We start from the raw sequence: 20,533 nt of genomic DNA, 5'->3' as shown, positions 1-20,533 counted from the left end.
CAGCCCGGCCCCACCCGCCAGCGCGGGTTGGTCCGCCCGCCGGCGGCGGGGTCAGTCCTCCAGCTTGAAGCCCACCTTCATGGTCACCTGGAAGTGGGCCACCTCCCCGTCGGTGATGTAGCCGCGGATGTCGGTCACCTCGAACCAGTCGAGGTGGCGGATCGTCTGGCTGGCCCGCTGGACCCCGTTGCGCACCGCCTGATGGATGCTCTCGGGGGACGTCCCGACGATCTCGCTGACCTTGTAGGTGGCGTCGGCCATGGTGGAAGCTCCTTGGGTCGGCTGCGGAGACCTTACGAGGGGGCGGCGCCCGTCATGGACACCACGGAGGTCGACCTGGACACCTCGGGCCGCCAGGTGCTCGACGTCACCGACGTCGTGGCCGCCTTCTGCCGGGGACGGGGGGACGGGCTGGTCAACGTCTTCCTCCCCCATGCCACCGCCGGGGTGGCGCTGATGGAGACCGGATCGGGGTCGGAGGCCGACCTGGTCGCCGCCCTCGGGGCGGTGCTGCCCCGGGACGACCGGTACCGCCACCGGCACGGCTCGCCGGGGCACGGGGCCGACCACCTCCTGCCGGCGCTGGTGGCCCCGTCCCTCGCCATCCCGGTGGAGGCGGGCCGACTCCTCCTCGGCACGTGGCAGAGCGTGGTGGTCGTCGACCTCAACGCCGACAACCCCCGCCGGCGGCTCCGCCTCAGCTTCCTGTCCGGCTGATCCTCTCGGCGTGGGCCCGGGCCCGCCGGTCGACCAGCCGGGTGGCGTCGACCAGGGCCGAGGCGAACTCCTCGGGCTGGTTGGCGCAGATCAGGTGGTCACCGTCCACGGGGAAGACCACCGCCGTCGGGATGGCCCGCGCCAGCTTGAGCTGCCGGCGCACCGGGACCAGCCAGTCGCGGGTGGTCACCACGACCGACACCGGAACGTCGATGTCCCCGATCCACGAGTGGGAGGAGTACCGGCCGAGGGTCTCGGCCGCCTCGATGACCTTCCCGGTGTCGTTGCGGTGCAGCTCCGAGACGATCCAGGAGTGGATCGGCCCGTGGACCAGCTCCGGGGTGACCATGGCCTCGACAACGCGCCGGACCCGGCCCGAGTCCCGGTTGAGCCACGGGCGCCAGCCTCCGGCCACGAGCAGGCCCAGGCCGAGGAACTGCACCCGCTCGCGCGGCGTTCCCCGGAAGTTCCGGCTGGTCGCGCACAGCACCAGGCCGCGCACCCGCTCGCGGTGGCGGTGCCAGATCAGCTGGGAGATCGGGCCCCCCATCGAGTACCCGGCGGGGATGAACTGGTCCAGCCCCAGCTCGTCGGCCAGGGCCACGACGTCGTCGGCGCAGTCGGCCAGCCGGAAGCGGTCGGGGGTCCGGATCCCCCGGCCGTGGCCCCGGTGGTCGATGGCGATCACGCGGAAGTGCCGGCTCAGCGGGGCGAAGCACCCGAACCAGTTCAGGCCCCCCGTGGCCGCCAGCCCGTGCAGCAGCACGACGGCGGGAGCGTCCGCCGTCGGCCCGGGCATGTCCCGCACGAACGTGGTGCCGCGCCCGGGGAGCTCGACCACCCGTCCCTTGGGCACCGCCCAGCCCAGCTCGACCAGGTCGGGCTCGAGGGCGGGAAGGGCGCCCGCGTCCGGCTCCACCCTGCGGGCGATGCTGACCACGGCGTCAGTTATACCGCGCCCTATGGAGAAGAAAGCGACACCGCGGGCGGCAGATGTCACACGGCGGTCACCCGCCGCCCGCGGCCGCAGGGCTCAGCTGGCGGGGGCGGCGCAGCTCAGGCTGTAGGTGCAGACGTTGAACCCGTCCCCGTCGCTGTCGAGCGCCGAGGTCGTCGTCTCGACCGGCAGGGCCTCGACCGGGACCGCCCCGGACGCCCCGATGCTCCGGGTCGCACCACCGATCACGGCCGAGTTGGCCGCACCGTCGAAGGTGACCGTCCCCGAGTTGCCGACCGGGATGGGAAGGGCACCCGCCAACGACGGGGCCTCGTGGATCCACTCCGCCGAGGACTCGGTCGAGACGTAGTTGAAGGTCCCGCTCCAGGACCAGTGGGAACCGTCGGCCATGGAGATCTTCCAGCTGTTCCCGCCCTGGTTGGCGACCGTTACGTTCATGGCGTCGCCGGGGTTGACGGTGCACTTGGCGTCACCCGCGCAGCCGGTGATGAACACGGGGTTGTCGGGCAGCATCTCGTACCACGCGCCGTAGGCGCCGCCGGCGAAGACCTGGTCGAGGGGGGAGCTGACCTGCTGGGTGCCGGCCTGAATGAGGTCGGAGGTGGTGAACCCGCCGATGCCGACCCACGTCGACGACACTCCGGGCGGGAGGGTGCCGGCGGCGGGCACGGTCCAGGTCCCGGCCACCGACGTGATGTTGGAGCCGGACGCGGCGTAGCCGGCCCAGTTCCCGCTGATCTGTGGCGAGGCGCTCGACGCCGCTCCCGCCGACCCGGCCATGCCGACGCTGCCGGCCATCGCCGCCAGCCCCGCTGCCGCCCCCACCAACACCTTGGCCCGACGAATCCGGAATCCCACGACGTACCTCCCTCGGTCCGTCAGGACTTCCACGCCCGACCTTTAACTCCTTCTAGTCGGGGGCCGCGAAACTCCGATATTTCCGGGTGGGCACCCGGCGTGGTCGGGTCCGGGGGGCCGGCCCCGGATGGTCAGCCCCGGATGCTCTGCCAGGGCTCGCCCGGGCGCCGGATCAGCTGCACCCCGCACTCCATGCACCCCACGCGCTCCACGGACGGGTGCCGGCGGGCGCCGGAGTCGTCGACGGCGGCGTCGCAGTGGGGGCACCGGACCGGCTCCGGACCGGCTCCGGCCTCCCGCTGTGCGCCGGTCACACCCACTCCTCTTCCTCGTCGTCGGCCACCCGCTGGCAGGTGGGGCACCACCATCGGACCTCCACCTCGGTGCCGCAGGCGGCGTGGCGCGGCCCGTCCCCCGACCCCGCCCACGCCGCCAGGAGCCGGAGGGCCCCGGCCAGCTCGGTGCCGGCCGCCGTCAGGCGGTAATCGACCCGCAGGGGTCGCTCGGAGTACGGCGCCGCGACCACCAGGCCGTGGCGCTCGAGCTCGCGGAGCCGGGAGGTGAGGACGTTGGTGGCCACGCCCGGGACCGCCTCGGCCAGCTCTCCGAAGCGGCGGGGACCCTCGAGCAGCGCCGCCACCACGAGCAGGGTCCAGCGGTCCCCGACCCGGCGCAGCGCCGTCTCGAGCGCCTCGGTGGGCGCGGGGGCGTCGTCGTGGGGGATTTGCAAGGGTCCCAGATCTACATCATCGGCCGGCTCCGGTGGTAACTTGCGAAGTGCAAGTGACAAGGGAGGTCGGAGATGGCGACGGTCCTGGACGAGGTGGCGACGACGGTGAAGGCGGTCAGGGAGCGGGTCGGCCCCTCGGTCGTGGGGGTGAACCGCGACGGCTCGGGGGTGGTGGTCGGCGACGGCCTGGTCGCCACCAACGCCCACAACCTGCGCGGCGGGGAGCCGGTCGTGACGTTCCCCGACGGGCGCCAGGCCCAGGGGGCGGTGGCCGGGGTCGACGTGGACGGGGACCTGGCGGTGGTCCGGGTCGACACCGGCGGGGCGCCGGCGGTGCAGTGGGCCGACGCGGACGCCGAGCCCGGCCTGGCCGTCTTCGGGGTGGCCAACCCCGGGGGGCGGGGCCTGCGGGTCACGTTCGGAACGGTGTCGTCGGTCGGGCGCCCCTTCCGCGGGCCGCGGGGACGGCGGGTCCCGGCCAGCGTCGAGCACACCGCCCCCCTTCCCCCCGGCTCGTCGGGAGGTCCGGTGGTCGACGCCGCCGGCCGGGTCGTCGGGCTCAACACCCACCGGCTCGGAGAGGGGTTCTACCTGGCCCTGCCCGTGACCGAGGAGCTCCGCACCAGCCTCGACGGCCTGGCCGAGGGGCGCTCCCGCACCCGCCTCCGCCTGGGAGTGGCCCTGGCCCCGGCCCGCGCCGCCCGCAAGCTCCGCGAGGCGGTCGGGCTCCCCGAGGTGGCGGGCCTGCTGGTCCGGGCGGTCGAGGAGGACGGGCCCGCGGCCCGAGCCGGGATCCGGCGGGGGGACGTGCTCACCTCCGCCCGGGCCGGGGCCGGCGAGGCCCACGTCCTCGGCACCCCCGACGACCTGCACGAGGCCCTCGACGCGGCCACCGACGCCCTGGAGCTGACCGTGGTGCGGGGTGTAGAAGAGATCACCGTGCGAGTGACCTTCGATCCTCCGGCCGCCTGAAGACCCTGTACGACGCCGCCGTCGCGGTGCACGTGGTCGGCGTCGTCGTCGGCGCCCTCGGGCTGGCGGTCACCGTCGGCTACCTGACCGCGGTGGGCGCCGGGGGCGGGGGCGGGGGCGTGCGCCGGTTCTTCACCGGGGGACCGAGCCAGGCGCCCCGCCTGCTGTACCCGGCGGCCGCCTTCGGCCTGGTGGCGGCGCTGGCCAGCTCCCACCGGGTGCGGCTGCAGTGGGCCTGGGTCTGGGTGGCCGGCGTGCTCTGGTTCCTGGCCGCTGTGTGCATCGAGGCCGGCATGCGGCCGGCGGAGCGCCGGGTCGGCGGCCTGCTCGCCAGCGGTGACGGAGTGACCGCCGGCGCCCGGGCCGCGGCCCGGGCCGGGCTGGTCGCCGGCGGCGCCGCTCTGGCCCTCGTCCTGGCCGCGTCGGCCCTTATGGTCGTCCAGCCCTAGGGGCCCAGGGAGGAGTTGCGGCGCCGATTGGGAACACTGCTCCTATATGGGCAGCGTGATTCGGGACGTGACCGATCGGCGCCGGGCCCGGACGTCCTCTCGGGCCGTCCTGGCGGTCGGCGCCCTGAGCGCCGGGGCCCTGGGATGGGCCGGGATGGCGCCGGCCGCCGCGGTCTCCGGTGGGGCCACCCCGGCGGCGCCCAATGTGGCGACCACCCCCGACTCGGTCCTGGTGATCGGGGACAGCATCGTGGCCCAGGCCCAGGGCCAGACCCGCTCCTGGGCCCCGCCCGGGGCCACGGTCTGGGTGGCCGGGGGTTCGGGGTCGGCTCCGTGCGACTGGAATGCCGGCTACCGGGACCCCTTCACCCGGACCTGGTTCCAGTTCACCCAGCTCATCGACCACTACCACCCGGGCGCCGTCGTGCTCGCCTTCTCCGGTAACCCGGGGCTGTCGGGCCCGCGCGCCGGGTGCATGGACGGCAGGACCCGGTACTCGCTCGGGTCCCTCCTGGCCAGCTACCAGCGGGCCCTGGTGGCCATGGCCCGGTACGCGAGCGCCCGGGGGGTGCTGGTGTACCTGGACGCCTCGCCGCCCCGTAACCCCGCCACCCCCGCCGGGGCCTACCGCGGCAACGGGGGCTCCCACGAGTACGGCTTCAACGGCGTGCCCCAGCTCAACCAGATGTATACAGCCGTGGCGGCATCCCCCGAGGGCCGGGCCGACAGGTGGAGCTACGACCCGGCGGCGGCCACCGCGGTGTCGGACCCCGCCCTCCGCTGGCACCTGACCGAGGGGTGCGCGGCCTGGGACATCACCGCCGGCAACTGCGGCTCGGGCCAGCAGGCCCAGGTCCGGGCCGGTGGGTACGACGCCGTCCACCTCGACCGGGCCGGCGCCGGCGCCACCCGCTACGGGATGGCGGTGCTGCGCCAGCCCCTGTCCGACGAGGGCTATCCGGCCTGAGGAAGGCTGCGCAGGCGGCGGGCCACGTTGACGGCGTGGTCCCCCAGGCGTTCGAAGAACCGGGCCACCAGCCCGATCTCGATGGCCATGGCCACCGACAGCTCGGTCTGGGCCAGGGCCGAGGTGAGGGTCGCGTGGAGGTCGTCGAGCTCGTCGTCCCACTGGCGCAGCCGGCCGGCGGTCGTGATGTCCCGCTCGAGGTAGCCCGACGCCGCCGCCCGCCACATCTCCGACGCCAGCCGGCCCATCGCGAAGACCAGCTCCCGGCAGTCCGGGGTCAGGGCCCGGGCCAGGCCCTGGCGGGCCCGGCAGGCGATGTGCTCGACCAGGTCACCGCTGCGCTCCACCTCGGGGACCACCTGGAGGGTCACGAGGAGGCGGGACAGCCGCTCGGGGGACGGGCGCAGCTCGGACAGCAGCTCGTCGCGGATCAGGCCCTCGACCGAGGAGAACAGGGCGTCGACCTCGCGCTCGGCGGCCACCAGCAGCCACGCCCGCTCCCGGTCGCTCTCGAGGAAGGTCCGCGTGGCGGCCACGATGCCGTCGGCCACCAGGGCGAACAGCCGCGTCACCTGGCCGTCCAACACGTCCAGGTCGGTGCTGTCGAAGCCTGGGCCGGGAGGCTCGGCCTCCACCAGTAGCGCCGTCCGGCCGTGACCCGTTGCCGTCATCGACTCCGCCCTCCGTTGGCCGCTGGCCGCTGGTCCGCAATGCCCGGTGTCCCGACGGCCCGGCCCGTTGCTGACCCGCGGTGCACCGTAAGCGGAAGGGCTTGTGGCTATCCAGAGCACAACCTGTGGATTGCCGAAAAATCAGCGAGAATTGGACCATGCCTGAAGTCGAGATGACCGAAGCGGAGTGGCGGGAGCGCCTGAGCCCCGCGCAATACGCGGTGCTCCGGGAGGCGGCCACGGAGCCGCCCGGGAGCGGGGAGCTGCTCCACGAGAAGAGGGGGGGGCTGTTCGCGTGCGGCGCGTGCGGCAACCCGCTGTTCCGCAGCGACGCCAAGTACGAGTCGGGATGCGGCTGGCCCAGCTTCTTCGAGTCCCTCGGCCCCGAGGCCCTGATCGAGCACGAGGACGTGTCCCACGGCATGCGGCGGGTCGAGATCCGCTGCGCCCGCTGCGGCTCCCACATGGGCCACGTGTTCCCCGACGGCCCGCCGCCGACGGGGCTGCGCTTCTGCATGAACTCGCTGGCCATGCGCTTCGATCCGGAGGAGCCCCCCCGGTAGGCTGGGTCGGGTGAGCGCCGAGACCACGATGCGGGTCCTGCTCCGGGTCCCCGAGGCGCCGGTGCGCCGGGTCAGCGACGACGAGGTCCACCGCACCTTCAGCATCGGGATCGTCCTGTCGGCGCTGCGCTGCCTGCTCAGTTACGTCCTGCTACCGATCATCACCCCGGTGCTGGGGGCGGCCACGAGCATCGGTCCGGCCCTCGGGATCCCTCTGAGCCTGGTGGCCCTCGTGTTCGACGTGATCGGGATCAGGCGGTTCTGGATCGCCCGCCACCGGTGGCGGTGGGAGATGACCGTCGTCTATCTGGCGGTGATGGGGCTCGTGGTGGCGCTACTCGTAGGAGACATCGGCCACTTCGTCGGTTAGGCCCCGGCCTTGAGGTGGGCGTCGAAGAACTCCACGATCCGCTTCTTGGCGTCCTCGGCCGACGGCTCGTGGTAGCCGCCCCCCATCAACTTCCCCGTCACCGCGAACAGAACGCTGTCGTGACGGTTGAGGAAGCTGTGGCCGGCGTCGGGGTACTCCTTCACCTCGTGGGGGACGCTGTTGGCCGCCAGGGCCTGCTCCAACCGGCCCGCCGCCCCTCGCAGGGTGCGGTCCTTGACGCCGAAGCTGCCGATGACGGGGCACGCGCCCGACAGGAAGGACTCGGCGTCGCGGGGCACGGTGCCGTAGTTCACGCTCGACGCCGCGAAGCCGTGCCCGGGCGCCAGCAGCAGGGCAAAACCGCCGCCCATGCAGTAGCCGATCACGCACACCCGGCCGGTGCAGCGCTCCTGGCCCGCCACGAAGGCCCGGGTGGCCTCGACGTCGTCGTAGGCCCGGCCCTGGCGGGCCCGGAGGTCCCGGAACACCGCCCGCAGGCACGCCATCTTCCGGCCCCAGTGGAGCAGGTCGGGGGCCACAGCCAGGTACCCGTTGGCCGCCAGCCAGTCGGCCTGCTGGCGTACGTCGGGGCTCATGCCGAGGGCGTCGTGGATCACGACCACACCCGGGACCGCCTCGGTGCCGGCGGGTTGCGCCACGTATGCGGGCAGCTCCCCGTGGGGGCTGGCGATCCGTACGTCGGTCATCGGTTCCTCCTCGTGGTCACCCGTCCTGCGTCTCCTCGGACACACCGAAGCGCTCGACGTAGAACGCCAGGGCCCGGCGCCGCTCGCCGCCGTCCAGGCCGAGGGCGGCCAGGTCGTAGTTGACGGCGCCGTGGCGGCCGCGGGGATGCTCGGCCATGAATCCGGCCATGGCGGCGCGCACGGCATCGGTCATGGGCCGGCCGGCCAGGGCGTAGATGCGCCCGACCATGGCCACGTCGTCGGCCATGAACTCGTCGAAGCGGACGTCGATGGACCGGTCGGCGGGCAACCGGTCGCGGTCGCGCACGCACGCCCGCAGCATCCGCTCCAACCGGTCGGCCCAGTAGCGGCTGATGCCCACCACGTCGACGTGGTCCCGGGACATGCGCGCCCCGTAGGCGAGCATGGTGCACATCGACGCCGTGACCGAAACCGGGTCGCGGTGGGTCAGCACGAAGATGGCGTCGGGGAAGGTGTCGTGCAGGGCGGGGAGCTGCTCGAGGTGCTGGGGAGACTTGAGCACCCAGCGGGTGCCTCCCCGCAGCCACTGCATGGCCTGCAGGATCTTCTTCAGGTAGGCGTAGCTCGGGCGCTGGTCGCGGGCCAGGTAGTGGTCCCGCCACGTCGGCATCGGCGCCAGGGTCTCGAACAGCATCGTCGAGATGTCGATGGCCAGGAGCTGGATCTCCTCGTGGACGTGGTCCACGGTCATCTCGTGCATCCGCTTGAAGTACGGCATGGCCATCTCGAGGAACCCGAGGGACTGCTCGGTGCGCGCCCGGCGCGAGTCGGGCTCGGCCGGGACCGGCTCGACGCTCTCCCAGTACGGCAGGGAGCGCAGCCCGGCGTCGGCCGACATCAGGTTGTGGAGGTGGGTGGTGCCGGTGCGGGGCAGGCCGCAGATCACGATCGGGCGGGAGATCTCGACCTCGAGTATCTCGGGGTGGCGGCGGACCAGGTCCTCCACCAGGAGGCGGTTGCGCAGCAGGCCGGTGAGCATGGCGTGCTGGGACATCACCCCGACCGCGTTCAGGTCCGCCTCGGTCCGCAGGGCCCGGCACAGCACCTCGAGGCGCTCGACGAAGTCGGTGGGCCCGAAGTCGTCGAGTCCGGTCTCGCTGCTGGCGGCGGCCATCACCGCCTGCGGGTCGAGGGACAGCGAGGCGCCCGCCTCCGCCATCATCGCCCGCACGGCCGCCGCGTCCTCGCTGAAACGGGGCTCGGCCAGGTCGTCGATGGTGACCGGCGCCGGTCGGGATGTCGGGGGCACGGCCGGATAGCTTGGCCACGTGGCGTCGGTCCCCACAAGCGCCGACCTGCCCGCCCTCTACCGGGACACGCGTGAGCGGGTGGCGGAGATGGTCGGCTCGCTCGGTCCCGGCGAGCTGGCCGCACCGGTGCCCGCCTGTCCGGGCTGGTCGGTGGCCGACGTGGTGAGCCACCTGGCCGCGGTCGGCGAGGACGTGCTGGCCGGCCGGCTCACCGGTCCGCCCGACGCGGAGCAGACCGCCGAGCAGGTGGCCCGCCACCGGGGCCGGCCCATCGCCGAGGTGGTCGGGACGTGGACCGAGGTGGCGCCGCAGTTCGAGGACATCATCGCCAACTTCGAGGTGTGGCCGGCTGTGCTCGACGTGGCGAGCCACGAGCACGACATCCGCGGCGCCCTGGGCCGGCCGGGGGCCCGTGACACCGAGGTGGTCCGGGCCGGCGCCGAGCGGCTCGTGACGCTGATGCGGCCTCCGGTCCCGATGGTCGTACGGGTCGAGGACGCCGAGTTCCCGGTGGGACCGTCGGATGACGGGGCGGGCGGCGGATCCCGGAGTGAGCCGTTGGTCATCGACACCACCCGCTTCGAGGTCGTGCGGTGGCGGCTGGGCCGGCGCAGCCGGGCCCAGCTGGCGGCCCTCACCTGGTCGGCCGACCCGGCGCCCGTCCTCGACCACCTGGTCATATTCGGACCCTCACCGGAGGACATCCACGAATGACGTCGACAGTCGACTTTCCGGTCATCTCCGCCGACTCCCACATCACCGAGGCCCCGGGCACCTACGTCGACCACATCGACCCGAAGTGGCGGGACCGCGCCCCCCGACTGGTCGACGGCGGGGAGAAGTACGGGGACCTGTTCGTCATCGACGGGATGGACCGGCCCGTGCCGATGGGACTGGTGGCGGCGGCGGGAAAGCCCGCCGAGGAGATCCGGGTGACCGGCGTGCGCTTCGACCAGCTGCACCGGGGCGGCTGGGACCCGACGGCCCGGCTGGCCGACCAGGAGCGCGACGGCGTGGCCGCCGAGATCATCTACCCGACGGTCGGCATGCAGCTGTGCAACCACCCCGACTTCGACTACAAGAAGGCCTGCTTCGACGCCTACAACCGCTGGCTGGCCGAGTACTGCGCGGCGGCGCCGGCGCGGTTGATCGGCGCCGGCCAGACCGCCATGCGGACCCCCGAGGAGGGGATCGAGGACCTCACCGCCATCCGTGACCTCGGCCTGCGCGGGGTGATGATGCCGGGCCAGCCGGCCGTGGAGGACTACGACTCCCCCCGCTACGACGCCTTCTTCGAGGCCGCCGTCGGGCTGGGGCTGCCGTTGTCGTTCCACATCCTCACGACCCGCGCCGAGCGGACGCGCGGCCCGAAGATGAACGGCTTCCTGTCGGTCGTGCGCGGCTGCCAGGACATCATGGGGATGCTGGTGCTGGGCGGGGTCTTCGAGCGCCACCCCGGCCTGCGCGTCGTGTGCGTCGAGGCCGACGCCGGCTGGGTCCCGCACTTCATGTACCGGATGGACCACGCCTTCAAGCGCCACCGCTACTGGCTCCCGCCCGGCCAGGAGCTGACCCGGTTGCCGAGCGAGCAGTTTGCCGAGCACATCTACGTGACGTTCCAGGACGACTGGACGGCGTTCCGCTTCGCCGACGCCATGAACTGGCGGCGGCTGATGTGGGCCAACGACTTCCCCCACAGCGACTCGACCTGGCCCTGGTCCCAGGAGCTGCTGGAGCAGCACGCCGCCAGCCTCACCGAAGAGCAGCGCCGGGCCATCCTCTGCGAGAACGTGGCCGACCTCTACGCCATCGACGTCGCCGCCCTCACCCCGGCTCCGTGAACGGCGGGGTTCTCACCCCGACGATGTGAACGGCGGGGTTGTCACCCCGACCAGGTAGCGACCAGGGCCTCCAGCGAGCGGCTGGTGAGCTCGGTGAAGCGGTCGTCGGCCGCCGCCTCCCCCCGGTCCAGCCAGACCAGGACCGCCTCGACCAGGAAGGCCACGGCGGTGGGGGCGGCCCAGTCGAGCACCACCGGGTCGTCGATGCGGCTCCCGAGCAGGCGGCGGGCGAAGGCGTCGGCGGCCCGGTGCACCTCCTCCGCATAGGCGGCGAACTTCGGCTCCCGCGACGAGTGCCTCCACAGCAGCCGGAACCCGTCGGGGTCCTCGCGCGCCACGGTGAGGAAGGCGGGCACGATCACGCCCCGGCGCCGGCCCGCCTCCACCGCGGACGCCACCTCGTCCCCCAGCCGGGACGAGACCGCCTCGAGGATCGAGCGGTACAGCTCCTCCTTCGACTCGAAGTGCCGGTAGAGGATGAGCTTGGTGACGCCGGCCGAGGCGGCGATGTCCTCCATCGACGTGCCGTCGAAGCCCGCCGCCGCGAAGGCCCGGGCCGCCCCGGCCACGATCGACGAGCGGCGCTCGGCCCTCGCGAGGAGGCGGGTCGAGCCGTCGGCCTGACTCATACTTGCGAGTGTACACCGCCGGGTTTACAGTTCGGAACATGGGAACCGCGCAACTGGAGTACAGCTGGGACGAGCTGCTGGCCGACCCCCCGCTGGTCGAGCCGCTGCGGGCGGGAGGCCTGGTCTGCCACGGGGGATTCAACGCGGACGGGGTCTACGAGTCGCCGCGCACCCGGTTCCGGGTGCCGGCCCTGCAGGCCTGGCAGGACCACCACCGCGAGACCGTCGGGGGCCGGATCCTCGACGCCCCCCTGGACGCCTTCCCCGGCGCCTATCCGAACCTGGACCAGGCCCGGCTGCTCCTCCGCAACGGCGTCCGGGACCCGATCGTGGCGTCGCTCACCCGGATCGGGACCGTCGAGGGCTTCGGGGCCATGATCCGCTACCTGGCGCCGGAGAACATGCAGAAGTTCTTCGCCGAGGACATCCGGGGCACGGCCACCGCCCACCTGGGCCGGGGGCTGGTCGAGGCCCACGCCCGGGACGAGGCCGGTTGGGAGGACCAGGCCGGCCACAACCGGATGTGGTTCGCCGTCCGCGACATCGCCTTCGAGAACCCGGTGACCACCGACGAGACCGCCGCCATGCTCGAGCGGATGGGGATCGGCGGGGGGATGGGCGGACCGGGCGGGGCCTCGGCCAGCGAGGACCGCGCCGCCCGCTTTGCCGAGCGGCGGCTGTTCCCCGATCTGGACATGGAGGTCGAGATGCTGATCTCGACCATGGCCCGGGTGCTGTTCATCGAGATCAAGGCCTTCCACATCTTCCGCTGGGCCGAGGCGCTGCTGTCCGACAACGACCTGGTGGCCGGTGAAGGAGAAGCGGCGCACGTCGTCTCCTACATCCGGGCCGACGAGACGCCCCACGTCGAGTACCTGCGCACATCGCTCTCCGAGATGCACGACCGCACCTTCGTCGGCCTGTCGGGCCGGCGGATCCCCGGCTCCGACGTCGTCGGGCGCATCTGGGACCAGGGCCTCGAGGAGTCGATGGGCGTGATGGAGGAGCAGAGCCGGGCCTCCATCCGCCGCGAGGTGGAGCTGGCCCTGTCCAGGCACAAGCGGGGCGCCGACGTCCTGGCCGAGTTCGACGGGCTGGCGGTGGCGGCGTGAAGTTCGGGATCTTCTACGAGCACCAGCTGCCCCGGCCCTGGGAGGCGGACTCCGAGTTCAACCTCATCCAGAACGCCCTCGAGCAGTGCGAGCTGGCCGATCAGCTGGGCATCGACTACGCCTGGGAGGTCGAGCACCACTTCCTCGAGGAGTACAGCCACTCCAGCGCACCCGAGGTGTTCCTGGCCGCCGTCTCGCAGCGCACCAAGAACATCCGCCTCGGCCACGGCATCGTGCAGACGCCGCCGCTGTTCAACCACCCGGCGCGCATAGCCGAGCGCATCGCCATGCTGGACCTGGTCTCGGACGGCCGGGTCGAGTTCGGCACGGGTGAGGCGTCGTCCGAGGCCGAGCTGGGCGGGTTCGAGATCGACCCCTTCTACAAGCGGGAGATGTGGGAGGAGGGCCTGCGGGTGGCGCTGCGGTGCCTGACCGAGGAGCCCTTCACTGGCCACTCCGGCAAGTACGTGACCATGCCGCCGCGCAACGTCGTCCCCAAGTCCCGCCAGAAGCCCCACCCCCCGGTGTGGGTAGCGTGCAGCCGGCGCGACACCATCCATCTGGCGGCCCAGAAGGGCATCGGCGCCCTCACCTTCGCCTTCATCAACCCGGAGGAGGCCACCCTCTGGGTCAACGACTACTACAAGACGCTCGAGGACGAGTGCGTGCCGATCGGTGACGCCGTCAACCCCAACGTGGCGGCCGTGACCACCTTCATGTGTGCGCCCGACGAGGAGGAGGCCATGGCGCGCGGCGTCGAAGGGGGCAACTTCTTCGGTTACTCGCTGGCCCACTACTACGTGTTCGGCCGGCACACGCCGGCCCGCACCGATGTCTGGGCCGAGTACGAGGCCCAGCGCAGCGAGCACGGGTACTCCCCCGAGGCGGTCTTCCAGGCCGCCAACAACTCCGACCGCCTCGGTGCCAAGGTGGTGGAGGAGGGCCGCTCCGGCCTGCGCGGCGCCATCGGGACGCCCGACCAGATCCGCGAGTACCTGAAGCGCTTCGAGGATTGCGGGGTCGACCAGGTCGTCTTCGTCTCGCAGGCGGGCAAGAACCGCCACGAGCACATCATGGAGAGCCTGGAGCTGTTCGGTAAGGAGGTCCTGCCCGAGTTCAAGGAGCGGGACGAGAAGGCGCAGAGGGACAAGGCCCGCCGCCTGGAGCCGATCATCGAGAAGGTCATGGCGCGCAAGCCGGCCGAGGACCATCCGCCGCTGCCCGATCCGGACTACTCCTTCCCCGCCATCCCCGTGCAGATGGCCGACCGCATGGGCAACGACCAGTTCTACGCCTTCCTGCAGCAGGTCGGGAAGGACATCGCACGCGGCGACCGCGCCATCATCGAAGGCGGCCCCGGGAACCTCGGGATCAACTGAACGCGGGGAGCACCTCCTCGACGAAGCGGCGGGTGGCCCGCGCCGCCTGTTCCCGGTCGGCGTCGAGGGAGGGGCCGATGACGACGAACCGCTCCGCGCCGAGCGCGGTCAGCGCCTGCAGCCGCTGGATGCACTCCCCCGCCGGCCCGATCACCGCGTAGCTCGACGCGAACTCGGCTGTGAGGCGCTCCGCCTGCGGGGCGCCCGCCATGGTGTGGCGGTTCATGTCGTAGGCGCGGTGGACCGACTCCAGAACCTGGCGCTGCGTCCCGCTCACCGGCCCGGTGGCTCGGCCGTGCATCACGCTGAACCGGGCGAAGGACGCGATCCCGCCACTCCCGAGCCGCATCCCCTCGGCCCGGTCGTCGTGCACGACGACGTTCACGCACGCGCCGATCCGGACCGTCCCCGGAGCGCGGCCGGCGTCCTCCTCCGCCCGGCGTACGGTGGCGACGCCCCACTCGACGCGCGCCGGATCGGCGCCCACCGCGAGCGTCACCCGGTCGGCGTGGCGCGCCCCCACGGCCAGCACCCGGGGCCCGGTCGCGAAGACGTCGAGGGGCACCTTGGGGCGGTCGGGGTGGTCGGGACGGATCCAGTGGATCCGGCTGACGGCCGGGCGGCCGGCCAGGCCGAGGTGGGCCAGCGCCGAGTCGCCTCGCCCGATCCCGAGGACGGCGCGTCCGCCCGATTCCGCCTGCACGGTGGCGATGGCCGAGGCGGTCACGGCCGGGTGGCGGGTGTAGGGGTTGGTCACCCCGGTCCCGAGGAGGAGGCGGTCGGTGGCCTTGGCCGCCAGCGCCAGCTCCACGTAACAGTCCCCCGCCAGGTTCTGCGAGTCGACCAGCGCCAGACCGGTCCACCCCGCCGCCTCGGCCCGCTCGGCCTGGGCCCGGGTGTGGTTGGGGATGCCGACGCCGAGGGTCCACATCTCCACCCCGGCGCCGGTCACGGGCCGGTTCTAGCCGCACTCCTGCAGCCGGCGCTCGAGGAAGCGGCGCTCGGCGTCGGTCGCCACGTGGTCGAGGGCCCGCCGGTAGGCGGCGGCCGCCTCCTCGCTCCGGCCCAGCCGGCGGAGCAGGTCGGCCCGGGTGGCCGCCAGCAGGTAGTAGCCGGCCAGGGCCCCGGACCGGTCCAGGTCGTCGACGAGGGCCAGACCGACCTCGGGCCCCTCGGCCATCGCCAGGGCCACGGCGCGGTTCAGCTCGACCACCGGGGAGGGGGCCAGGCGGGCCAGCTCCGCGTACAGGCCGGCGATCTGGGCCCAGTCCGTGCCCCCGGAGTCGGGGGCGGAGGCGTGGCAGGCGGCGATGGCGGCCTGCACCTGGTACGGACCGGGCCGGCGCTGGGTGAGCGCCCCGTCGAGCACGGCCAGGCCCTCGCGGATGGCGGCCCGGTCCCAGCGCGAGCGGTCCTGGTCCTCCAGGCGGACGAGGTCACCGTGCTCGTCGGTGCGGGCCGCCCGCCGGGAGTGCTGGAGGACCATCAGGGCCACCAGCGCCCGGGCCTCGGGCTCGTCGGGCATGAGCGACACCACCAGACGGCCCAGCCGGATCGCCTCCGCACACAGGTCGGGGCGCAACAGGTCGGCGCCGGCGGTGGCCGCGTACCCCTCGTTGAACAGGAGATACAGGACCGCGAGCACCGCCGCCGTGCGCTCGGGCAGCAGGTGGTCGGGGGGCACCCGGAACGGCAGGCCGGCATGGCGGATCTTGCGTTTGGCCCGGACCAGCCGCTGCGCCATCGTCGCCTCGGGGACCAGGAAGGCCCGGGCTATCTCGGCGGTCGTCAGCCCGGCCAGGGTGCGCAGGGTGAGTGCCACCTGGGCGTCGAGGGCCAGGGCCGGATGGCAACAGGTGAAGATCAGCCGCAGGCGGTCGTCTCCGACGCCGCTGTCGGCGGGGCCGGGCCCGTCGCGGTCGTTCGCCTCGTACGTCTCCTCGGGTCCGGACAGAGCGGCAACCTCCTCCAGCTTGGCGGCGCCCACCGCCCGCCGCCGCAGCCGGTCCAGGGCCCGGTGGCGCGCCGTCGTGGTCAGCCACGCCCCGGGGTTGCGGGGGACGCCGTCCTCGGGCCAGCGGCCCAGGGCGGCCGTGAAGGCGTCCTGGGCGCACTCCTCGGCCAGGTCCCAGTCCCCGGTCACCCGGATGAGCGTGGCGACGATACGGGACCACTCGCGGTGGAAGGCGGCCGAGACGACGGCGTCGACCGGCCCGGCCGCCTCCCCCGCGGTGCTCACATCTCCCAGATCGGGCGCACCTCGATGCTTCCGTGGCGGGCGCCGGGGAGCTTGGAGGCGACCTCGATGGCCTCGTCGAGGTCCTTGCAGTCCACGACGAAGTAGCCCCCGATCTGCTCCTTGGTCTCGGCGAAGGGGCCGTCGCTCGCCAGCACCTTGCCGTCCTTGACGCTCACGGTCGTGGCGTCGGTCGTGGGGCGGAGGCGCTCACCGCCCTGGAGCACGCCCCGCTTCCCCATCTCCTCGGCCCAGGTCCCGTAGTCGGCCAGCATGGCAGCGTCGGCGGCGGGATCCTGACCGTTGATGGCCAGCTCGTCGGCACAGATCATCAGCAGGTAGCGCACGGCATCCCCTTCCGGGTCGGAGTCGGTGTCACCCCCACGACGAACGGATCGGCCGGGATCGACAGGTTCCGAGGACAAAGTCCCATGGCGAACAGACGTTCCCGGGCGTAGGATCGGGCGGTGACCCAGCTGTCCCTCCGGCCGGGGATCGACCCCGACCACCCCATCGCCCCCGTCCATCCCGCCCTGGCCGGGTTCCACCCGGTCGTGGCCGAGTGGTTCCGCCGGCGCTTCCCGGAGGGGCCCACCGAGCCGCAGGCGGCGGCGTGGCCGCTGATCGCCGCCGGCCGGGACACCCTGGTGGGCGCCCCGACCGGCTCCGGCAAGACCCTGGCCGGCTTCCTCACCGCCATCGACTCGCTCTACCGGGCCCACGCCGAGGGCCGGGACATCAACGCCACGGCGCGGGTCGTGTACGTGTCCCCGCTCAAGGCCCTGGCGGTCGACATCGCCGAGAACCTGGAGCGGCCCCTGGCCGAGATCCGGGACGTGGCCCTCGAGCTGGGTATGGAGCCGGCGCCCATCCAGGTGGCGGTGCGCACCGGGGACACCACGCCGGCTCAGCGGGCGCTGATGGTGCGCCGCCCCCCGAGCTTCGTGGTCACCACGCCCGAGTCCCTGTACCTGCTCCTCACGAGCGAGCGGGGGCGCGACGCCCTGCGCACCGTCGACACCGTGATCGTCGACGAGATCCACGCCGTGGCGCGCGACAAGCGCGGCTCCCACCTGGCCCTCAGCCTGGAGCGGCTGGAGGCGCTGTGCGCCCAGCGGCCGGTGCGCATCGGGCTGTCCGCCACCCAGCGCCCCATCGAGATCGTGGGCCGCCTGCTCGTCGGTGACCGCCCGGCCCCCGCCATCGTCGACGCCGGCCACCAGCGCCGCCTCGACCTGGCCCTCGAGCTCCCCGAGGGCGAGCTGGAGGCGGTGGCGTCGGCCGAGCAGATGGGTGACGTGCTCGACCGCATCGCCGCCCTCGTGCGGGAGCACCACACGACCCTCGTGTTCGTGAACACCCGGCGCCTGGCGGAGCGGGTGGCCCATCAGCTCGCTGAGCGCCTCGGCGAGGACGTGGTGTCGGCCCACCACGGCAGCCTGTCCAAGGAACGCCGCCTGCGGGTGGAGACCCGGCTGCGGGCGGGTGACCTGAAGGCCCTGGTGGCCACGGCGTCACTCGAGCTCGGCATCGACATCGGCCCCGTCGACCTGGTGTGCCAGATCGCTTCGCCGCGCAACATCGCCACCTTCCTGCAGCGGGTGGGCCGCTCCAACCACAGCCGGGCGGGCACGCCCAAGGGCCGCCTGTTCCCGCTCACGCGCGACGAGCTGATCGAGTGCACGGCGCTGCTCATGGCCGTGCGCGCCGGGCGCCTCGACGCCATCCAGCCGGCCCGGCTCCCGCTCGACATCCTGGCCCAGCAGATCGTGGCCGAGGTGGCGGCCGGGGAGTGGAAGACCGACGACCTGTTCGACCTGGTGCGCCGGGCCGCCCCCTACAACGAGCTGCCCCGGGTCCAGTTCGACGAGGTGGTCGAGCTGGTGGCCGAGGGCGTGGAGACCGGAAGGGGCCGGCGCGGCGCCTACCTCCACCACGACGCCGTGAACGGGGAGCTGCGCCCCCGCAAGGGGGCCCGGCTGGCCGCCGCCACGTCGGGCGGCGCCATCCCCGAGACCGGTGACTACCGGGTGGTGGCCGAGCCCGACGACACCTTCATCGGGACGGTCAACGAGGACTGGGCCGTGGAGTCGATGGCCGGGGACATCTTCCTCCTCGGCACCCACTCCTGGCAGGTGCGCCGGATCGAGCCCGGAGTTGTGCGCGTCCGCGACGCGGGGGAGACGCCGCCGACCGTGCCGTTCTGGCTGGGGGAGGCGCCGGCGCGCACCGCCGAGCTGTCACGCGAGATCTCCGAGCTGCGCCACCGGGTCGACTCGCACCTGCTGGAAGGCGATCCCGACGTCGCCCGCCGCTGGCTGATGGAGACGGCGGGAATCGACGCCGACGCCGCCGGCATGATCGTCGACTACCTGGCCGTCGGCCGCGCCGCCCTCGGCGCCATGCCGACCCAGGAGACGCTCGTGCTCGAGCGCTTCTTCGACGACACCGGGGGCATGCAGCTGGTGCTGCACTCGCCGTACGGGGCGCGGGTGAACCGCAGCCTCGGCCTGGCCCTGCGCAAGAAGTTCTGCCGCACGTTCAACTTCGAGCTGCAGGCGGCGGCCAGTGACGACGCCATCGTCCTGTCGCTCGGTCCTCAGCACAGCTTTCCGCTCGACGACGTGCCCCGCTACCTGTCGAGCCGCACGGTGGCCGACACCCTGGAACACGCCATCCTCGACTCACCGATGTTCCAGGCCCGCTGGCGCTGGAACCTCAACCGGGCCCTCCTGGTGCTGCGGTTCCGCAACGGCCGGCGCAACCCTCCTCCCATCCAGCGCATGGAGTCCGACGACCTGCTGGCCGCCCTGTTCCCCCAGGCCGCCGCCTGTCAGGACAACATCACCGGGCCGATCGAGATCCCCAACCACGTGATCGTGCGCCAGACCGTCGACGACGTCATGCACGAGGCGCTCGACATCGACGGAGTGCAGGCGCTGCTCGAGAGCTTGGAGTCCGGGCAGGTCCGGGTGCACTGCAGGGACACCACCGAGGCGTCGGTCCTCTCTCACGAGATCCTGACGGCACGCCCCTACGCCTTCCTCGACGACGAGGAGTTCCAGAACCGGCGCACCAACGCCGTGCAGCTGCGCCGGGGCCTGCAGGTCGACCTGGCCGCCATCGGCGCCCTCGACCCCGAGGCGGTGGCCCGGGTGCACGAGGAGATCGAGGTCCAGGCCGAGACGCCCGACGACCTCCACGACCTGCTGTCCTCCGCCGTGGTGCTGCGGGCCCGGCCGGAGTGGGCGGCGCAGTGGGCGGGGCTGCGCGAACGGGGGCGGGGCGTGACCGTGCCGGCCGGTGGCACCGAGCTGTGGGCCACGACCGAGTCGGTCGGGCAGGCCCGGGCCGCCCTGGCGGGGGACGACGCCGCCGTGGCCCGCACCCTGCGGGGCCACCTCGAGCTCACCGGCATCACGACCGTCGACGACCTGGCGGCGGCCACGACCCTGCCGGCGGGGCGGGTGGGGGCGGAGCTGGCGATGCTGGAGCGGGAGGGCTTTGCCCTCCAGGGTCGCTACCGCCCCGGCGCCGAGGGGCCGGAGTGGGTGTCCCGTCGGCTGCTGGCGCGCATGCACGGGTACTCCCGCAGCTCCCGGCGCCAGGCCGTCGAGCCCGCCACCGCCCAGGACCTCATGCGGTTCCTGCTGACGTGGCAGCACGTCGCGCCGGGGAGCCGGCTTTCGGGGGAAGGTGGGCTGGCGGCGGTGCTCGAGCAGCTGCAGGGATTCGAGGCGGCGGCGGGGGCGTGGGAGGCGGAGCTGTTCTCCCGGCGCCTGTCCGACTACGAGCCGGCCTGGCTGGACCTGATGTGCCACGCCGGGGACGTGGGGTGGCTGCGGCTCTCCCCCCGCACCCGGGAGGATCCCGACGGCCCGGCGGCGGCCCCGTCGCGGGCCACCCCGATATCGGTGGTGTTCCGAGCCGACCTGGGTTGGCTGCTGGCGGCGTCGCGACCCGGGGGCCAGCCGGTGGCCCCGGCGGCCGGCGCCACCGCCGAGATCCTCGAGGTGCTCGAGGCGCGGGGGGCGTGCTTCGCCTCCGATCTGGCGCCGGCCACCCGGCGTCTGCCCGACGACGTCGAGCGGGGCCTGTGGGAC

At 73.2% G+C, this 20,533-nt stretch carries 23 protein-coding genes; 11 read left to right on the top strand and 12 right to left on the bottom strand.

What is annotated here, in order from left to right:
• Positions 1-51: 51 nt before the first annotated feature.
• Positions 52-261 carry a dodecin gene (locus VFW24_07860; protein ID HEX5266674.1) on the bottom strand — a complete coding sequence of 70 codons (210 nt, stop codon included), beginning with the start codon at positions 259-261 and terminating at the stop codon, positions 52-54.
• Positions 262-315: 54 nt separating this feature from the next.
• Between VFW24_07860 and VFW24_07855 the strand changes: the two genes are divergently transcribed.
• Positions 316-717, top strand: coding sequence for a secondary thiamine-phosphate synthase enzyme YjbQ (locus tag VFW24_07855; GenBank protein HEX5266673.1), 402 nt, complete (start codon positions 316-318; stop codon positions 715-717).
• Here VFW24_07855 and VFW24_07850 read toward each other — a convergent pair.
• From VFW24_07850 to VFW24_07835, 4 genes are all read right to left on the bottom strand, one after another.
• The gene (locus VFW24_07850; GenBank protein HEX5266672.1) at positions 698-1,657 is read right to left on the bottom strand and encodes an alpha/beta hydrolase; all 960 of its coding nucleotides are present in this window, start codon (positions 1,655-1,657) and stop codon (positions 698-700) included. The genes VFW24_07855 and VFW24_07850 overlap by 20 nt on opposite strands.
• A gap of 93 nt (positions 1,658-1,750) precedes the next feature.
• The gene (locus VFW24_07845; protein ID HEX5266671.1) at positions 1,751-2,533 is read right to left on the bottom strand and encodes a G1 family glutamic endopeptidase; all 783 of its coding nucleotides are present in this window, start codon (positions 2,531-2,533) and stop codon (positions 1,751-1,753) included.
• A gap of 131 nt (positions 2,534-2,664) precedes the next feature.
• The gene (locus tag VFW24_07840) at positions 2,665-2,847 is read right to left on the bottom strand and encodes a hypothetical protein (protein HEX5266670.1); all 183 of its coding nucleotides are present in this window, start codon (positions 2,845-2,847) and stop codon (positions 2,665-2,667) included.
• Positions 2,844-3,263, bottom strand: coding sequence for a helix-turn-helix domain-containing protein (locus VFW24_07835; GenBank protein ID HEX5266669.1), 420 nt, complete (start codon positions 3,261-3,263; stop codon positions 2,844-2,846). The genes VFW24_07840 and VFW24_07835 overlap by 4 nt, the downstream gene beginning before the upstream one ends.
• Positions 3,264-3,335: 72 nt before the next feature.
• Here VFW24_07835 and VFW24_07830 point away from each other — a divergent pair, with 72 nt between their 5' ends.
• The 3 genes from VFW24_07830 to VFW24_07820 are packed head-to-tail and all read left to right on the top strand — an operon-like array spanning position 3,336 to position 5,651.
• On the top strand, positions 3,336-4,235 hold the full coding sequence (locus tag VFW24_07830; protein HEX5266668.1) for a S1C family serine protease: 900 nt from the start codon (positions 3,336-3,338) through the stop codon (positions 4,233-4,235).
• 26 nt (positions 4,236-4,261) lie between these two features.
• Positions 4,262-4,684, top strand: coding sequence for a hypothetical protein (locus VFW24_07825; protein HEX5266667.1), 423 nt, complete (start codon positions 4,262-4,264; stop codon positions 4,682-4,684).
• A 46-nt stretch (positions 4,685-4,730) separates the two neighbouring features.
• Positions 4,731-5,651 (top strand): hypothetical protein, encoded by a 921-nt coding sequence (locus tag VFW24_07820; GenBank protein ID HEX5266666.1) that lies wholly within the window; start codon positions 4,731-4,733, stop codon positions 5,649-5,651.
• Here VFW24_07820 and VFW24_07815 read toward each other — a convergent pair.
• Positions 5,639-6,322 (bottom strand): PhoU domain-containing protein, encoded by a 684-nt coding sequence (locus VFW24_07815; protein HEX5266665.1) that lies wholly within the window; start codon positions 6,320-6,322, stop codon positions 5,639-5,641. The genes VFW24_07820 and VFW24_07815 overlap by 13 nt on opposite strands.
• Before the next feature lie 158 nt (positions 6,323-6,480).
• Here VFW24_07815 and msrB point away from each other — a divergent pair, with 158 nt between their 5' ends.
• On the top strand, positions 6,481-6,885 hold the full coding sequence (gene msrB, locus VFW24_07810; GenBank protein HEX5266664.1) for a peptide-methionine (R)-S-oxide reductase MsrB: 405 nt from the start codon (positions 6,481-6,483) through the stop codon (positions 6,883-6,885).
• A 10-nt stretch (positions 6,886-6,895) separates the two neighbouring features.
• Positions 6,896-7,255 (top strand): hypothetical protein, encoded by a 360-nt coding sequence (locus VFW24_07805; GenBank protein HEX5266663.1) that lies wholly within the window; start codon positions 6,896-6,898, stop codon positions 7,253-7,255.
• Here the strand turns inward: VFW24_07805 and VFW24_07800 are convergent.
• Together VFW24_07800 and VFW24_07795 are read right to left on the bottom strand one after the other, a co-directional pair.
• Positions 7,252-7,962, bottom strand: coding sequence for a dienelactone hydrolase family protein (locus VFW24_07800; protein HEX5266662.1), 711 nt, complete (start codon positions 7,960-7,962; stop codon positions 7,252-7,254). The genes VFW24_07805 and VFW24_07800 overlap by 4 nt on opposite strands.
• Before the next feature lie 16 nt (positions 7,963-7,978).
• On the bottom strand, positions 7,979-9,232 hold the full coding sequence (locus VFW24_07795; protein ID HEX5266661.1) for a sulfotransferase: 1,254 nt from the start codon (positions 9,230-9,232) through the stop codon (positions 7,979-7,981).
• A gap of 19 nt (positions 9,233-9,251) precedes the next feature.
• Between VFW24_07795 and VFW24_07790 the strand changes: the two genes are divergently transcribed.
• Complete coding sequence (locus VFW24_07790; GenBank protein ID HEX5266660.1) at positions 9,252-9,947, top strand: maleylpyruvate isomerase family mycothiol-dependent enzyme; 696 nt, start codon at positions 9,252-9,254, stop codon at positions 9,945-9,947.
• Positions 9,944-11,074 (top strand): amidohydrolase family protein, encoded by a 1,131-nt coding sequence (locus VFW24_07785; protein HEX5266659.1) that lies wholly within the window; start codon positions 9,944-9,946, stop codon positions 11,072-11,074. Before VFW24_07790 ends, VFW24_07785 begins: the two co-directional genes overlap by 4 nt.
• A 41-nt stretch (positions 11,075-11,115) precedes the next feature.
• On the opposite strand, the gene VFW24_07780 is transcribed toward VFW24_07785, so the two are convergent.
• Positions 11,116-11,703 (bottom strand): TetR/AcrR family transcriptional regulator, encoded by a 588-nt coding sequence (locus VFW24_07780; protein HEX5266658.1) that lies wholly within the window; start codon positions 11,701-11,703, stop codon positions 11,116-11,118.
• A gap of 38 nt (positions 11,704-11,741) precedes the next feature.
• Here VFW24_07780 and VFW24_07775 point away from each other — a divergent pair, with 38 nt between their 5' ends.
• Both VFW24_07775 and VFW24_07770 read left to right on the top strand, forming a co-directional pair.
• Entirely contained in the window at positions 11,742-12,815 is a 1,074-nt protein-coding gene (locus tag VFW24_07775) for a hypothetical protein (protein ID HEX5266657.1), read from the top strand.
• Positions 12,812-14,194 (top strand): LLM class flavin-dependent oxidoreductase, encoded by a 1,383-nt coding sequence (locus tag VFW24_07770; protein ID HEX5266656.1) that lies wholly within the window; start codon positions 12,812-12,814, stop codon positions 14,192-14,194. The genes VFW24_07775 and VFW24_07770 overlap by 4 nt, the downstream gene beginning before the upstream one ends.
• On the opposite strand, the gene VFW24_07765 is transcribed toward VFW24_07770, so the two are convergent.
• The 3 genes from VFW24_07765 to VFW24_07755 are packed head-to-tail and all read right to left on the bottom strand — an operon-like array spanning position 14,187 to position 16,777.
• Entirely contained in the window at positions 14,187-15,146 is a 960-nt protein-coding gene (locus tag VFW24_07765) for an LLM class flavin-dependent oxidoreductase (GenBank protein HEX5266655.1), read from the bottom strand. The genes VFW24_07770 and VFW24_07765 overlap by 8 nt on opposite strands.
• A 9-nt stretch (positions 15,147-15,155) precedes the next feature.
• Positions 15,156-16,433 (bottom strand): RNA polymerase sigma factor, encoded by a 1,278-nt coding sequence (locus tag VFW24_07760; GenBank protein HEX5266654.1) that lies wholly within the window; start codon positions 16,431-16,433, stop codon positions 15,156-15,158.
• Complete coding sequence (locus tag VFW24_07755; protein ID HEX5266653.1) at positions 16,430-16,777, bottom strand: YciI family protein; 348 nt, start codon at positions 16,775-16,777, stop codon at positions 16,430-16,432. Before VFW24_07755 ends, VFW24_07760 begins: the two co-directional genes overlap by 4 nt.
• 120 nt (positions 16,778-16,897) lie before the next feature.
• On the opposite strand from VFW24_07755, the gene VFW24_07750 reads away from it, so the two are divergent.
• The coding region (locus VFW24_07750; protein HEX5266652.1) for a DEAD/DEAH box helicase at positions 16,898-20,533 on the top strand (3,636 nt) is incomplete at its 3' end.

The sequence above is a fragment of the Acidimicrobiales bacterium genome (genome assembly GCA_036273495.1).
In the GTDB taxonomy this organism is placed as follows: Bacteria; Actinomycetota; Acidimicrobiia; order Acidimicrobiales; family JAJPHE01; genus DASSEU01.
Note: the sequence above shows the minus strand (reverse complement) of the source record. Positions and strands in the feature narration are given on the sequence as shown.

What these genes read in the sequence shown, in the direction of transcription:
- VFW24_07780 (HEX5266658.1), bottom strand. Translation starts at nt 11,703, where the DNA reads ATGAGTCAGGCCGACGGCTCGACCCGCCTCCTCGCGAGGGCCGAGCGC.
- VFW24_07785 (HEX5266659.1), top strand. Translation starts at nt 9,944, where the DNA reads ATGACGTCGACAGTCGACTTTCCGGTCATCTCCGCCGACTCCCACATC.
- msrB (HEX5266664.1), top strand. Translation starts at nt 6,481, where the DNA reads ATGCCTGAAGTCGAGATGACCGAAGCGGAGTGGCGGGAGCGCCTGAGC.
- VFW24_07820 (HEX5266666.1), top strand. Translation starts at nt 4,731, where the DNA reads ATGGGCAGCGTGATTCGGGACGTGACCGATCGGCGCCGGGCCCGGACG.
- VFW24_07855 (HEX5266673.1), top strand. Translation starts at nt 316, where the DNA reads ATGGACACCACGGAGGTCGACCTGGACACCTCGGGCCGCCAGGTGCTC.
- VFW24_07860 (HEX5266674.1), bottom strand. Translation starts at nt 261, where the DNA reads ATGGCCGACGCCACCTACAAGGTCAGCGAGATCGTCGGGACGTCCCCC.
- VFW24_07775 (HEX5266657.1), top strand. Translation starts at nt 11,742, where the DNA reads ATGGGAACCGCGCAACTGGAGTACAGCTGGGACGAGCTGCTGGCCGAC.
- VFW24_07830 (HEX5266668.1), top strand. Translation starts at nt 3,336, where the DNA reads ATGGCGACGGTCCTGGACGAGGTGGCGACGACGGTGAAGGCGGTCAGG.
- VFW24_07800 (HEX5266662.1), bottom strand. Translation starts at nt 7,962, where the DNA reads ATGACCGACGTACGGATCGCCAGCCCCCACGGGGAGCTGCCCGCATAC.
- VFW24_07815 (HEX5266665.1), bottom strand. Translation starts at nt 6,322, where the DNA reads ATGACGGCAACGGGTCACGGCCGGACGGCGCTACTGGTGGAGGCCGAG.